This is a genomic window from Thioprofundum lithotrophicum (assembly GCF_055387065.1).
Genome location: NZ_AP042379.1, coordinates 1658137 through 1670557, shown reverse-complemented (window position 1 = coordinate 1670557; position 12421 = coordinate 1658137). Strand labels below are relative to the sequence as shown.

Sequence of the window (12421 nt, the reverse complement as noted above, 5' to 3'; positions counted from 1 at the left end):
TCATTGCCAGGACCGGTGCAGGGCGCCGAGGGTGTGGCTGTGGCCTTCCGCGTGGCGATTCAGATTCGCCAGCCATTCGGGGCTGGGCCGGTAGCCGTCGGGATCGGCGGCGCAGGCGTCGATGGCCGCGCGCATCACCTTCGTCACCTGGCCCACGTAGGCCGGCGAGCGCTGCCGCCCTTCCACCTTCACGGCGGCCACGCCGATCTTCATCAGCGCCGGCAGGATGTCGAGAATGTTCAGGGAGGTGGGCTCCTCCATGGCGTAGAAGACGTTGCCGGCCACCTCGAAACGGCCCTTGCACAGGGTCGGATAACCGGCCGCCTCGCCCTCGCGGTAGCGGTCAATGAGCACGCCGCCGAGGCGCGACTGACGGCCGGCGGGCGTCTCCTCCCAGCGCACGGCTTTCGCCGGCGAGCAGACGCCGCAGGTGTTGGGCGACTCGCCGGTGATGTAGGACGACAGGGCGCAGCGTCCCTCGACCATGATGCACAGGCTGCCGAAGCCGAACACCTCCACGTCCACCGGGCTCGACTCCACCACCGCCCGCACCTGGTTCAGGGACAGCACCCGCGGCAGCACCACCTGGCGGATGCCGAACACCTCGTGATAGAAGGCGATGGCGTGGCGGTTGGTGGCCGAGCCCTGCACCGACAGGTGCAGGCGCAGATCCGGGTGGTGCCTGGCGGCGTATTTCAGCAGCCCCGGATCGGCCATGATCACCGCGTCCAGCCCCAGCTCGGCGGCCCGATCCACGGCCGCCGTCCAGCGCGACCAGCCCTCGGGCTGGGGATAGGTGTTCAGCGCCAGCAGCACGCGGGCGCCGCGGGCATGGGCGTATTCCCGGGCCCGCACGATCTCCGCCTCGTCGAAGTTCAGGCCGGGAAAGTTGCGCGCGTTGGTGGCGTCGCGGAAACCGAGATAGACCGCATCGGCGCCGTTGTCCACCGCGGCCTTGAGGGCCGGCAGGCTGCCGGCGGGACAGACCAGTTGCATTCGCTGTGTTTCAGGCATGAACCAGACTCCTGTAGTAGTGCCCCTGACGGCTGCCGCGCCGGCAGAGTTCGGCGGTGATGCCGTTGAGGACGCGCCACTTCTCGCGGCACCAGCCGGGAGCGAGCAGGATGGACTCGCCGGCGGTGCCGGTCAGACGATGAAAGACGATGCCGGGCGGGGTGCGCTCCACCAGATCGGCCACCTCGCGGATGTAGGCCGCCCGTTCGAGGGGGCGGTATTGCCCCCGCCGCCATTCATTGGCCAGGCGGGTGCCCTTGACCACGTGCAGGGGATGGAGCTTGAGGCCGTCCACCCCCTCGGCCAGCACCCGCTCCAGGGTGAGCCGGTGATGCCAGCCCGTCTCGCCGGGCAGGCCCAGGATCAGATGGGTGCACACGGGCAGGCCCAGACGCCTCGCGGCGCGCACCGCCTGGCGGTATTCGGCGAAGCCGTGGCCGCGGTTGACCCGCGCCAGGGTGGCGTCGAAGGACGACTGCAGGCCCAGCTCCAGCCACACCTCGTAGCCCTGATCCCGATAACCGGCCAGCAGGTCCAGCACCGCCGGCGGCACGCAGTCGGGGCGGGTGCCCACCGACAGGCCGATGACGCCGGGCGTGGCCAGGGCCTGGTCGTAGAGCGCACGCAGGGTTTCCACGTCGGCATAGGTATTGGTGTAGGCCTGGAAGTAGGCCAGGAACTTGCGCGCACCGGTGCGCTTCGCCAGCACCGCGCGGCCGGCCTCGAGCTGTTCGGCCACCGGCGCCGGCTGGCGGCCGTGGGGGCTGAAGGAGACGTTGTTGCAGAAGGTGCAGCCGCCGCGGCCCTTGCTGCCGTCGCGGTTGGGGCAGGTGAAGGCCGCGTCGATGGCCAGCTTGTGCACCCGCTCGCCGTGGCGGGCGAGCAGATACTGGCCGAAGGTGTAGACCACGTCCGACAGGCGCATCAGCCCACCTCGTCCAGCACCCGGCGGCGGAATTTGACGTTGAAACGGTTGGCCAGATCGGCGCAGGCAGTGATGTCCACCCCCGGCAGGCCGTCGATGGCGGTGAGGGTGATATCGGCGATCTGCTCGCGGGCGCAGAGGATGAACTCCAGCAGCTCCGGCCAGGCGCCGGGCGCCGGCGGCCGGCAGTGTTCGTCGTAGAGGGCTTCGTTCTGGGCATTGAGGGAGATGGACAGGGCGTCCACATGGCGGGCCAGTTCCGGTGTCACGTCGCGCCCTTCGCGCAGGTTGGCCAGGCCGTCGGTGTTGACCCGGATGCGCCGGGCGCCCCGGGCGCGCAGCGCCGCCGCCGTCTCCAGCAGGGTGTCGAGCCGCAGGGTCGGCTCGCCGAGGCCGCAGAACACCACCTCGTGATAGTCGCGCGGATCGCCCAGCGCCGCCAGGAGCGCATTCACGTCCGGCTCCTGGTGCAGGCGCAGCAGGTAGCCCTGCACCGTCCATTGCCGGTTGAACTTGGGGCAGAACCGGCAGCGCAGGGTGCAGCGGCTGGTGAGGTTCAGATAGCCGTTGCCGTGCAGGCGGTAGGCGATGACCTCGGGATCTGCCACACGCTCGGTCTGGCGCTGCATCTGGGTCTCTGGCAAACCGGGATCCCCCTGTGGCCGGACAAGAAGCGCATACTGTAATGCCGGGGAAAATCCGGGATGTTGACCTGGATCAGGGTCGGGCCATGCCGCTCAAGTCAGGCGTTCTGCTGGCCGATATTGCCAGGGCATGCCTGACATCTTCCGGAGAACACCCATGCCCGGCGCGGCGCGCCTGCTCTGTCTGTTTCTGCTGCTCTGCCTGCCCCTGGCCGGGTGGAGCGAACCGGTGCGCCAGCGCATGCCCTCGGGGCTGATGGCGGTGGCCGACTATCGCCCGGGCGAGCCCGGCAAACCGGCCGTGCTGGTCTTGCACGGCTTTCTCTCCACCCACCGTTTCGCCACGGTGCAGAACATCGTCGAAACCCTGGCGGACAACGGCAACCCGATCCTGGCACCCACGCTCACCCTGGGGATCGACGGCCGCCAGACCAGTCTCGCCTGTGATGCCATCCACACCCAGACCCTGGCGCAGGATCTGGCCGAAATCGGCCACTGGATCCGCTGGCTGGCCGCACGCCACCGCGGCCCCATCGTGCTGATCGGCCACTCCTGGGGCAGCCTGGAACTGCTGGCCTGGCTGGCGGACCACGGCCATCCCCGGGTGCGACTGCTGATCGCCACCAGCCTCTCCTACGCCGGCAGTTTCAACCCGCCCGCGCAACTGCGGCGCCAGCGGCGCGAGGCCCGCGAGGCGCTGCGCCGCGGCCACACCCGGCCCCGGCGCTTCCATCTCGGCTATTGCCAGGGCAACTACGTGGCGCCGCCCTCGACCTGGCTCTCCTATCTGCGCTGGGATGCGGTGCGGGTGCTGGCCGCCCTGCGCGAGGCCCCGGTTCCGGTGCAGATCATCATGGGCGGCGCCGACCGGCGTTTCGACGCCCACTGGAAGCGGGTCCTGCGCCTCAATGGCGCCCGTCTGGACATCATTCCCGGTGCCAGCCACTTCTTCGACGCCGAGCACGAATTCGAACTCGGCGACGCCATCCTGCGGCACCTGGAGCGGGTGACGGAATGAAACCGGGCGTCCGCGGTCCGCTGACCCTGCAGGGGCTGCTCTGGCTCTACCTGGGCGCGGCGGTGCTGGTGTTCCTCGCCCTGGGGATCAATCTGATCTTCCGGATCGACGAGATCCGCGCCACCGCCGAAGCCGAGCGCCGCGCCGAGGCCCACGCCGATCTGCGCACCGCCTTCGCCCAGACCCACCAGGCCGTCCACCGCCTCGCCACCCGCCTGGCCCGCTGGGAGGAAGTGGCCCAGCAGCTGCGCCTGCCGGCCTACTACCACTACTGGCGCAACAACCGCCTGCCCAGCAGCCGGGAACTGCCGGGCTACGTTCACGACTTCGACCTCTACGACACGCAAGGCCGCACCCTGCTGCGCCGTGCCGACGCCCTGCTGCCCCACCACCTGCCGGAACCGACGAGCCTGTTCGAATACCGTGACGGACGGCTGCTGCACCTGCATTTCGCGCCGGTGACCGCCAGCGAGGCCCCGGACAGGCCGCTCGGCTACGTGGGGCTGGCCGTGGACATGCTCGAGGCGATGCGTGACAGCCACCAGTTCACCCATGTGCAGGCGGGATCGCTGCACGTGCAGGCCTTCGCCCAGCCCCTGCTCCGTCCGGCGGCCGCCTTCGCCAGGATCGACTTCCAGCCGCTGATCCCGGTGCGCGCCAGTCCCCTCGAAACCCTGCTCAAGTGGAATCTGGTGCAATTCACCCTGCTGCTGGCCGGCCTGCTGGGGCTGCTCTATCTGCTGCTTCAGCGTTTCGTCTCGCGCCCACTGCGCCAGCTGGTGCACTACGTCGACGGCCTCAGCGACGGGCGCCTGCCCACCGGCGGCGCCATTCCCCTCGACGACCTGCCGCTGCGGGAGTTCACGACCCTGCGGGACTCCCTGCAGCACTACCAGCAGGCGCTCGACCAGGCCCAGCGCCGGCTCGACGCCCAGAACACCGAGCTGCACCGCCTCGCCCACCGCGATCACCTCACCGGCGCCTGGAACCGGCTGGCCTTCGACGAGGACTGGCAGCACCTGATCGGCCTGCTCGAGGATCAGCGCATGACCGTGGCCTTCCTGCTGTTCGACTGCGACCACTTCAAGACCATCAACGACACCTACGGTCACGAGGTGGGCGACCGGGTGATCGCCGCCATCGCCCTGCGCCTGCAGCAGACCCTGCGCCGGGGCGACAAGCTCTACCGCCTGGGGGGCGACGAGTTCGCCACCATCGTCCTCAACACCGACGAGGCGGCCGTCACCCAGGTGGCCGAACGCTGCCGCGCGGCGGTGGCGGCCCATCCCTTCGAGGAGTTCGGCATCCGCGAACCGGTGGGCATCAGCATCGGCATCGCCATCACCCCGGAAGCCGGCGCGGCCGCGCTGCGGGAACTGCCGCGCCAGGCGGATCTGGCCATGTACCACGCCAAGAAACAGCGCACGCCCATCTGCATGTATCGCGAATCCATGCGCGGCGATGCCGCCATCCTCTCCAGCCACAAGGTGGCCGCCGTACTGGCCGCGGTGGAGAAGCGCGAGAACCTGGAACTGCACTACCAGCCCGTGTTCGCCCGGGGTGCGGCAACGCCCGACTATTTCGAGGCCCTGATCCGCCTGCGCGGCCCGGACGGCGAACGGATCTTTCCCGGCGACATCTTTCCCATCATCGAGCGGCACGGCCTGGATGCCGACTTCGACCAGGCCGTGATCGCCGCCGTGGCGGCGGACCTCGCCGCCGGCCACCTGCCGGCCGGCAGTGGCGTGGCCATCAACCTCTCGGCCGCGAGCCTGGTGAACCTGCGCCTCGCGCACTGGCTGGAGGGGCTTCTCCCTCACCTGGCGCGCTACAAGATCGTGCTCGAGATCACCGAAACCTCGCTGATCTCGCAACTGCAACTGGCCACCCTGAATCTGGAGAAACTGCAGGACCGGGGCTTCCGCATCGCCCTCGACGACTTCGGCAGCGGCTACTCCTCCCTGCGCTACCTGGCCAACATGCCGGTGGACATCGTCAAGTTCGACATCACCATGATCCAGTCCCTGCACGAATCGCAGCGCAGCCGCCTCATCGTCGAACACGTCGCCCGCCTGATCCGCGAAGCCGGCTACGATCTGGTGGCCGAGGGCATCGAGGACCAGGCCACCCTCGAGCTGGTCTACCGCATGGGCGCCACCCATGCCCAGGGGTATTTCCTCGGCAAACCGCAGCGCGCCATTGGCGCAAAATGGGAGAGCCAAGCGCCGATGATTGCTCGGACGTAGGTCGACTCAGACGTAGGTCGGCTCAAGCGAAGCGGAGCCGACATTTCGGTAGCCCCGTTTTTGCCGGCTCCGCTTCGCTTGAGCCGGCCTACGCTGTCTCGTCCCTCGCCCCTAAAAAAAGGGCCCCGAAGGGCCCATGCGGAGGAGAAGCCGCCGGGCGGACCGGCGGCGGCGTGGAGGTCGCTCAATCCACCTTGAAGGCGGCGCTCGGGTCTTCCTCGTAGATGGCCGGCAGCGAGTGGGCGATGCCCTTGTGGCAGTCGATGCAGGTCTTGCCCGAGGTCAGGCCCTTCTCGTGGTTGCGCATGGCGCGCGGGGTCTGTTCCGTGTAGTCCATGGACTCGAAGTCGTGGCAGTTGCGGCACTCCCGCGAGTCGGTCTCCTTCATGGTCTTCCACACGTGACGGGCCAGCTCCAGGCGCTTGGCCTCGAACTTCTCTGGCGTGTCGATGGTGCCGAGCACCTTGTGCAGCAACTCGTTGGAAGCCTGGATCTTGCGGATCATCTTGTGGGTCCAGTCCTTGGGCACATGGCAATCGGGACAGGTGGCCCGCACGCCGGTCCGGTTGCTGTAGTGGATGGTGTCCTTGTATTCCTGGTACACGTTGTCGCGCATCTCGTGACAGCTGATGCAGAAGGTTTCCGTGTTGGTCAGTTCCAGGGCGGTGTTGAAACCGCCCCAGAAAAGGATCCCGGCGACGAATCCGCCTCCCAGCAGGGCCCCCATGGAGTATTTCACCGAAGGTTTCTTCAGCGTAGCCCACAGGCGCGCGAACATTCCCCGCGGTTCGTTGTACTGATGGCTCATGACTCAGTCTCGCTCTTGGTTTGCGTTGCGAATGGGCGAAGTGTCTAGTCCTCGGCCTTCAGGGCCTTGACCGGCTTGAAGGTGTTTTCCACCAGCGGCTTGGCATTGGCCTGGGGCACGTGGCACTGGGTGCAGAAATAGCGCCGTGGCGCCACATTGGCCAGCACATTGTTCTCGCGATCCTTGAAGTGGGTCTGGCTGATCTTGGTGGCTCCCGACTCGCGGTAGTTGGCCCAGCTGTGACAGGTGAGGCACTTGTTGAACTTCTTGTTGATCTTGTAGCCCTTGATGGAATGGGGAATCAGCGGCGGCTGCTGCACGTAGTCGCGCTCGAAGGGCACGTCGTCCTTGATCCACTTCTTGGGCATGGTCCTGACCGACTCCTCCTCCAGGGGCACGTGACCGCGCAGGGACTGGACCTTCGCCCCAGCATCGTGTTCGGCCAGCGCCGGCGCGCCGTGCAGCAGACCGAAGGCCAGCAGGCCGATACCAACCAGGCGTAACGTCTTCATGATGAGACCTCCTTATTTTGGGCAAGCCGAATGTGTGGTTTGGTGGCGGAATGGAACCGCGTGGCAAAGCGGAACACGTCGAGGGCGCAGACATCGATGCAGCGCCCGCAATTGGTACACTGGGGCGAACGAATCACCGGCCCGATCCCCTGTTCGGCGCCTCTCAGCGCCGGGCGGATGACCTGCGGTTCGGGACACACCGCGAAGCAGTCCATGCAGTCGTCGCACTTCTCCCGCTGCGCGGCCGACACCCGCACGAGGCTCGGCACCGTCAGCAGGCCGTAGAAGGCCCCGACCGGACAGACGTGGCCGCACCAGCCCTGGCGCAGCACGAACAGGTCGAACAGGAACACGCCGAGGACGATGGCCCAGGCGAAGCCCAGGCCGAAGATCAGTCCGCGGTGGAACATGGAGACGGGATTGACCACCTCCCAGGCGAGGGTTCCGGTCAGCAGGGCCAGCAGGAAGGTCAGCCCGAGCACCCAGTAGCGGGTCTGGCGGCTCATGCGCGCGCTGCCCTTGATGTTCAGGCGCCGCCGCAGCCAGGCCGCCGCGTCGGTCACCAGATTCAGGGGACAGACCCAGGAACAGTACACCCGTCCGCCCACCAGCAGATAGAAGACCGTGACGATGGCCGCGCCGAGCAGCGCCGTGGCGGCCACGGCATGCCCGGCCAGGAAGGACTGCAGCAGCACGTAAGGATCGGTCAGGGGCAGCACGTCCAGGGTGAGGCTGGACGCCAGGTTGCCCTTGACGATCCACCAGCCGAACCAGGGCCCGGCCAGAAACAGGGCCAGAATGCCGAACTGGCTCGTGCGGCGCAGCAGCAGCCACTTGTGGGCCCGCCACCAGCCCTTGGCCAGCACCGCCTCACGGCCCGGATGCAGGGGGCTCATGGCCGGCCTCCCGACTTGCGGTTGAGACTGTCGAGGGGATTGTCGGGGAACGGCGTGTCGGCGCCCTTGCGCTTCAGGCCCTGCCCTTCGTAGTCGTACTCCATGCCTTCGGGCAGGTTGTAGCGGTGTTCCGTGTCGGGCGTGACCAGCGAACCACCGGCGCGCTGCTTCTCCTTCCAGCCCACCCGGTAGTGGCGCCCCAGTTCGCCCTTGGCCAGCCGGTCCGGCAGCACCTTGATGGCGGCCTGATCCAGCACACAGGCATGCTCGCACTTGCCGCACCCGGTGCAGGCCTCCGAATGCACCACCGGGATGAACAGGGCGTGCATGCCACTGCGCACGTTGTGCCGCGGCTCGAGGGTGATGGCCTTGTCGATCAGCGGGCAAACCCGGTAGCACACGTCACAGCGCAGGCCCAGGAAGTTCAGGCAGTTCTCCTGATCGATGAGCACCGCCAGGCCCATGCGCGCCTGGTCGATGTCGGTGAGGTTCTTGTCCAGCGCGCCGGTGGGACAGGCCCTGACGCAGGGGATGTCCTCGCACATCTCGCAGGGGATCTTGCGCGCCTCGAAGAACGGCGTGCCGGTGGCCACCGGCTCCTCGGGCAAGGCCAGCTTGAGGGTGTCGTAGGGGCAGTCCCGCACGCACAGGCCGCAGCGGATGCAGGCGCCGAGGAAGTCCCCCTCGGCGCCGGCGCCCGGCGGGCGGATGGCCGTGGCCGGCAGCGACTCGCTGCGCTTCGCGTACAAGCCCACGCCCAGCCCGAACAGGGCCACGCCGCTCACCGTCCTGGCCGTATCGACCAAGAAGCGGCGGCGGGACAGCTTGCGGGCGGAGGCGCGGGCCACGGCTCAGACGCTCCTCAGACCTTGACGACCTTCACGGCGCACTTCTTGTAGTCCGTCTCCTTGGACAGGGGATCGGTGGCGTCGAGGGTCAGCTTGTTAACCAGGCGGCCGGCGTCGAACCAGGGAATGAACACCAGCCCCCTGGGCGGCCGGTTGCGGCCCCGGGTCTCCACCTGCACCTCGATCTCGCCGCGGCGGCTGACGACCTTGGCCATCATGCCCCTGCGCAGGCCCCGGGCACGGGCATCGTCGGGATGCATGAACACCACCGCGTCGGGGAAGGCCCGGTACAGCTCGGGCACGCGCCGGGTCATGGAGCCCGAATGCCAGTGCTCCAGCACCCGCCCCGTGGACAGCCACAGATCGTATTCGGCATCCGGGCTCTCGGCAGGCGGCTCGTAGGGCGCGAAGATGATGTTGGCGCGCCCGTCGGGCTTGCCGTAGAACTTCACCCCCTCGCCGGGCTTGACGAAGGGATCGTACCCTTCGCGATAGCGCCACAGCGTCTCCTTGCCGTTGACCACCGGCCAGCGCATGCCGCGCACCTTGTGGTACTGGTCGAACTCGCCGAGGTTGTGGCCCTTCTTCGGCCCTTGGGTGCCGAACAGGCGGTATTCCTCGAACAACCCCTTCTGCACGTAGAAGCCGAAGTGCTCCATCTCGTCGTTGTCGTAGACGTTGCCGCGATCGTCGGTGACCGGTTGCTTCGGATACTTGTCCACCTGGCCGTTGCGGAAGAGGATTTCATACAGCGTCTTGCCCCGGTATTCGGGCTTCTTGGCGATCAGCTCCTCGGGCCAGACCTCCTCGACCTTGAAGCGCTTGGAGAACTCCATGATCTGCCACAGATCCGACTTGGCCTCGCCCGGCGCCTTGACCTGCTGGCGCCAGAACTGGGTGCGCCGCTCGGCGTTGCCGTAGGCGCCTTCCTTCTCCGTCCACATGGCCGTGGGCAGGATCAGATCCGCCGCCTGGGCGGTGACGGTGGGATAGGGATCGGAGACCACGATGAAGTTCTCGGGATTGCGATAGCCCGGGTAGGTCTCCTCGTTCAGGTTGGCCGCTGCCTGCATGTTGTTGTTGCACATCACCCAGTAGGCGTTGAGCTTGCCGTCCTTGAGCATGCGGTTCTGCAGCACGGCATGGTAACCGGGCTTGGCCGGGATGGTGCCTTCCGGCAGCTTCCAGATCTTCTCGGCGAAGTCGCGGTGGGCCTTCTTCTTGACCACCAGATCCGCCGGCAGGCGATGGGCGAAGGTGCCCACCTCGCGGGCCGTGCCGCAGGCCGAGGGCTGGCCGGTGAGCGAGAAGGGGCTGTTGCCCGGCTCGGAGATCTTGCCCATCAGCAGGTGCACGTTGTACAGCAGGCCGTTGACCCACACGCCACGGGTGTGCTGGTTGAAGCCCATGGTCCAGTAGGAAGCAACCTTCTTCTTCGGATCCGCATAGACCTTGGCCAGCTTGAGCAGCTGCGCCTTGGGCACGCCCGACAGCTCGGAGACGTATTCCAGGGTGTAGGGCTCCACCGATTTGGCGTATTCCTCGAAGCTGATCTTCGAGAGCTTGCCCTTGCCGGGGTTCTTGGCCTTCTTCTCCAGCGGATGTTCAGGCCGCAGGCCGTAGCCGATGTCGGTGACCGTCTTGGTGAAGTTGACGTGCTTGCCGATGAAGTCCTTGTTGTAGGCCTTGTTCTGGATGATGTAGTTGGCAATGAAATTGAGGATCGCCAGATCCGTCTGCGGCTTGAAGACCATGCCGTTGTCGGCCAGATCGAAGCAGCGGTTGCGGAAGGTGGACAGCACGTGCACCTCGGAGCCCGGCTTGGTCAGGCGCGTGTCGGACAGGCGCGACCAGAGAATGGGGTGCATCTCGGCCATGTTGGAGCCCCAGAGCACGAACACGTCGGCGTGCTCCAGATCGTCGTAGCAGCCCATGGGCTCGTCGGAACCGAAACCGCGGATGAAGGCGCCCACCGCCGAGGCCATGCAGTGACGGGCATTGGGATCGATGTTGTTGGAACGGAAGCCGGCCTTGTAGAGCTTGGAAGCCGCATAACCTTCCCACACGGTCCACTGCCCGGAGCCGAACATGCCGACCGCCGTGGGCCCCTTCTTCTTCAGGGTCTCCTTCCACTTCTCGGCCATGATGTCGAAGGCCTGGTCCCAGGTGATGGGCGTGAACTCGCCGTTCTTGTCGAACTTGCCGTTCTTCATGCGCAGCAGGGGCTGGGTGAGCCGGTCCTTGCCGTACATGATCTTGGAAAGGAAGTAGCCCTTGATGCAGTTGAGCCCGCGATTGACCGGCGCGTCCGGATCCCCCTGGGTGGCCACCACCCGGCCGTTCTTGGTGCCCACCAGCACCGAACAGCCGGTGCCGCAGAACCGGCACGGCGCCTTGTCCCAGCGGATCTTGATCTCCTCCTTGGACATCGCCTGGCTGATGCCCGGCACGCTCACCCCGGCCGCGGCCGCCGTGGCGGCGATGGCATTGGTCTTGATAAAGTCACGACGGTTCATTTTCATTTTGAGGCCTCCTCATTTCCGGATTCCGTGCGCAACACCGCCGGCACCGGGTCCCACGCCGATTCGGTGTTCTCGTCTGCTTCGTAATGGTGATAGATCATCGCCGCCGAGATGACGCCAGGCACGTCCTGCACCTGCACCACCTTGTCGGCCAGCATGCGGGTTTCGGCTTCTTCCACGGTCACCACCAGCCGTCCCTCCGCGGAGATCGCGTGCACTTCGACGCCGGGCAGGGCTTCCAGCCGGCGGGCGACTTCCTCGGCCTTTTCGGGGCGGGCGTGGACCAGTACGCCACTGATGTTCATGCATGAACCTCCTCGCTGGGGGATGAATCGGGGATACGGCGGCGCAGGCCGATGGCCTGGCCGGGACAGGGCCGCACGCAGGCGCCGCAGCCGGTGCAGGCCGCCGGCTCGACCGCCGGGCGCATGACGCCGCCGGGGCGGGGCCGCAACACGATGGCCGCCGCCTCGCACTGTTCCTGACAGGTGAGACAGACCACGCCCTGCCAGGCCAGGCAGGCCGCGGGATCGATCTGCGGGGCCAGCGACCAGGCCTGGCGCTGGGCCTGATCGGCGATCACGCCGGGACGGCAGGCCTCGGCACAGGCATGACAGAAGGTGCATTCCCCGCGGCGGAAGTCCACTTCGGGAAAGCCGCCGCGCCCGCGGATCAGGATCCCTTCGGGGCAGGCCCGCAGGCAGTCTTCGCAACGGGTGCAGTAGTCGACGAAGGCCGACTCCCCGATCGCCCACGGCGGGCGGATGACCGGATGCCGTCCGGTGGGATCACCGCGCAGGAACTGGGATCGGCTGACGTGTGCGTTCATCGTGGCCCTCGTTTGCCGCCAGCATGCGAAATAACCCTGCCGTCCGCATTGACTTGAGTCAATTCGAATATTCGGATGGGGTAAAATAACCGACTGTTTTGCTTCTGTTTTTTCTGCCAGCGTCGGCGGCGGATCAGGCGGGGTTCGGCGCAGGGGCAG

Annotated in this window: 12 protein-coding genes; 2 read left to right on the top strand and 10 right to left on the bottom strand. The window is 67.1% G+C overall.

Annotated features, from left to right (window positions below; all coding sequences use genetic code 11):
- The 3 genes from ubiU to ACZ5BH_RS07795 are packed head-to-tail and all read right to left on the bottom strand — an operon-like array spanning nucleotide 1 to nucleotide 2583.
- Nucleotides 1-996, bottom strand: a complete 996-nt coding sequence (gene ubiU / locus ACZ5BH_RS07805; RefSeq protein ID WP_464891207.1) for a ubiquinone anaerobic biosynthesis protein UbiU — start codon at nucleotides 994-996, stop codon at nucleotides 1-3.
- Between the two features lie 10 nt (nucleotides 997-1006).
- Nucleotides 1007-1939, bottom strand: a complete 933-nt coding sequence (gene mnmL / locus ACZ5BH_RS07800; protein ID WP_464888697.1) for a tRNA modification radical SAM protein MnmL/YtqA — start codon at nucleotides 1937-1939, stop codon at nucleotides 1007-1009.
- Nucleotides 1939-2583: a TatD family nuclease-associated radical SAM protein gene (locus ACZ5BH_RS07795; RefSeq protein ID WP_464888696.1), complete on the bottom strand. Its 645-nt coding sequence runs from the start codon at nucleotides 2581-2583 to the stop codon at nucleotides 1939-1941. Before ACZ5BH_RS07795 ends, mnmL begins: the two co-directional genes overlap by 1 nt.
- A gap of 130 nt (nucleotides 2584-2713) precedes the next feature.
- Between ACZ5BH_RS07795 and ACZ5BH_RS07790 the strand changes: the two genes are divergently transcribed.
- Both ACZ5BH_RS07790 and ACZ5BH_RS07785 read left to right on the top strand, forming a co-directional pair.
- Nucleotides 2714-3601 carry an alpha/beta hydrolase gene (locus tag ACZ5BH_RS07790; RefSeq protein ID WP_464888695.1) on the top strand — a complete coding sequence of 296 codons (888 nt, stop codon included), beginning with the start codon at nucleotides 2714-2716 and terminating at the stop codon, nucleotides 3599-3601.
- Complete coding sequence (locus tag ACZ5BH_RS07785) at nucleotides 3598-5847, top strand: putative bifunctional diguanylate cyclase/phosphodiesterase (protein ID WP_464888694.1); 2250 nt, start codon at nucleotides 3598-3600, stop codon at nucleotides 5845-5847. The genes ACZ5BH_RS07790 and ACZ5BH_RS07785 overlap by 4 nt, the downstream gene beginning before the upstream one ends.
- Nucleotides 5848-6031: 184 nt before the next feature.
- On the opposite strand, the gene ACZ5BH_RS07780 is transcribed toward ACZ5BH_RS07785, so the two are convergent.
- From ACZ5BH_RS07780 to napF, 7 genes are read right to left on the bottom strand one after another with little or no spacing between them, the layout of a single operon-like run.
- Complete coding sequence (locus tag ACZ5BH_RS07780) at nucleotides 6032-6655, bottom strand: NapC/NirT family cytochrome c (RefSeq protein WP_464888693.1); 624 nt, start codon at nucleotides 6653-6655, stop codon at nucleotides 6032-6034.
- Between the two features lie 44 nt (nucleotides 6656-6699).
- On the bottom strand, nucleotides 6700-7167 hold the full coding sequence (locus ACZ5BH_RS07775) for a nitrate reductase cytochrome c-type subunit (RefSeq protein WP_464888692.1): 468 nt from the start codon (nucleotides 7165-7167) through the stop codon (nucleotides 6700-6702).
- Nucleotides 7164-8063 (bottom strand): quinol dehydrogenase ferredoxin subunit NapH, encoded by a 900-nt coding sequence (gene napH, locus ACZ5BH_RS07770; RefSeq protein ID WP_464888691.1) that lies wholly within the window; start codon nucleotides 8061-8063, stop codon nucleotides 7164-7166. The genes ACZ5BH_RS07775 and napH overlap by 4 nt, the downstream gene beginning before the upstream one ends.
- A complete protein-coding gene (napG, locus tag ACZ5BH_RS07765) occupies nucleotides 8060-8911 on the bottom strand; it encodes a ferredoxin-type protein NapG (RefSeq protein WP_464888690.1) in 852 nt (283 codons plus the stop codon). Before napG ends, napH begins: the two co-directional genes overlap by 4 nt.
- Before the next feature lie 14 nt (nucleotides 8912-8925).
- Nucleotides 8926-11433 carry a nitrate reductase catalytic subunit NapA gene (gene napA / locus ACZ5BH_RS07760; RefSeq protein WP_464888689.1) on the bottom strand — a complete coding sequence of 836 codons (2508 nt, stop codon included), beginning with the start codon at nucleotides 11431-11433 and terminating at the stop codon, nucleotides 8926-8928.
- Nucleotides 11430-11738, bottom strand: a complete 309-nt coding sequence (locus ACZ5BH_RS07755; RefSeq protein WP_464888688.1) for a chaperone NapD — start codon at nucleotides 11736-11738, stop codon at nucleotides 11430-11432. Before ACZ5BH_RS07755 ends, napA begins: the two co-directional genes overlap by 4 nt.
- The gene (napF, locus tag ACZ5BH_RS07750) at nucleotides 11735-12262 is read right to left on the bottom strand and encodes a ferredoxin-type protein NapF (RefSeq protein WP_464888687.1); all 528 of its coding nucleotides are present in this window, start codon (nucleotides 12260-12262) and stop codon (nucleotides 11735-11737) included. Before napF ends, ACZ5BH_RS07755 begins: the two co-directional genes overlap by 4 nt.
- Between the last annotated feature and the right edge of the window lie 159 nt (nucleotides 12263-12421).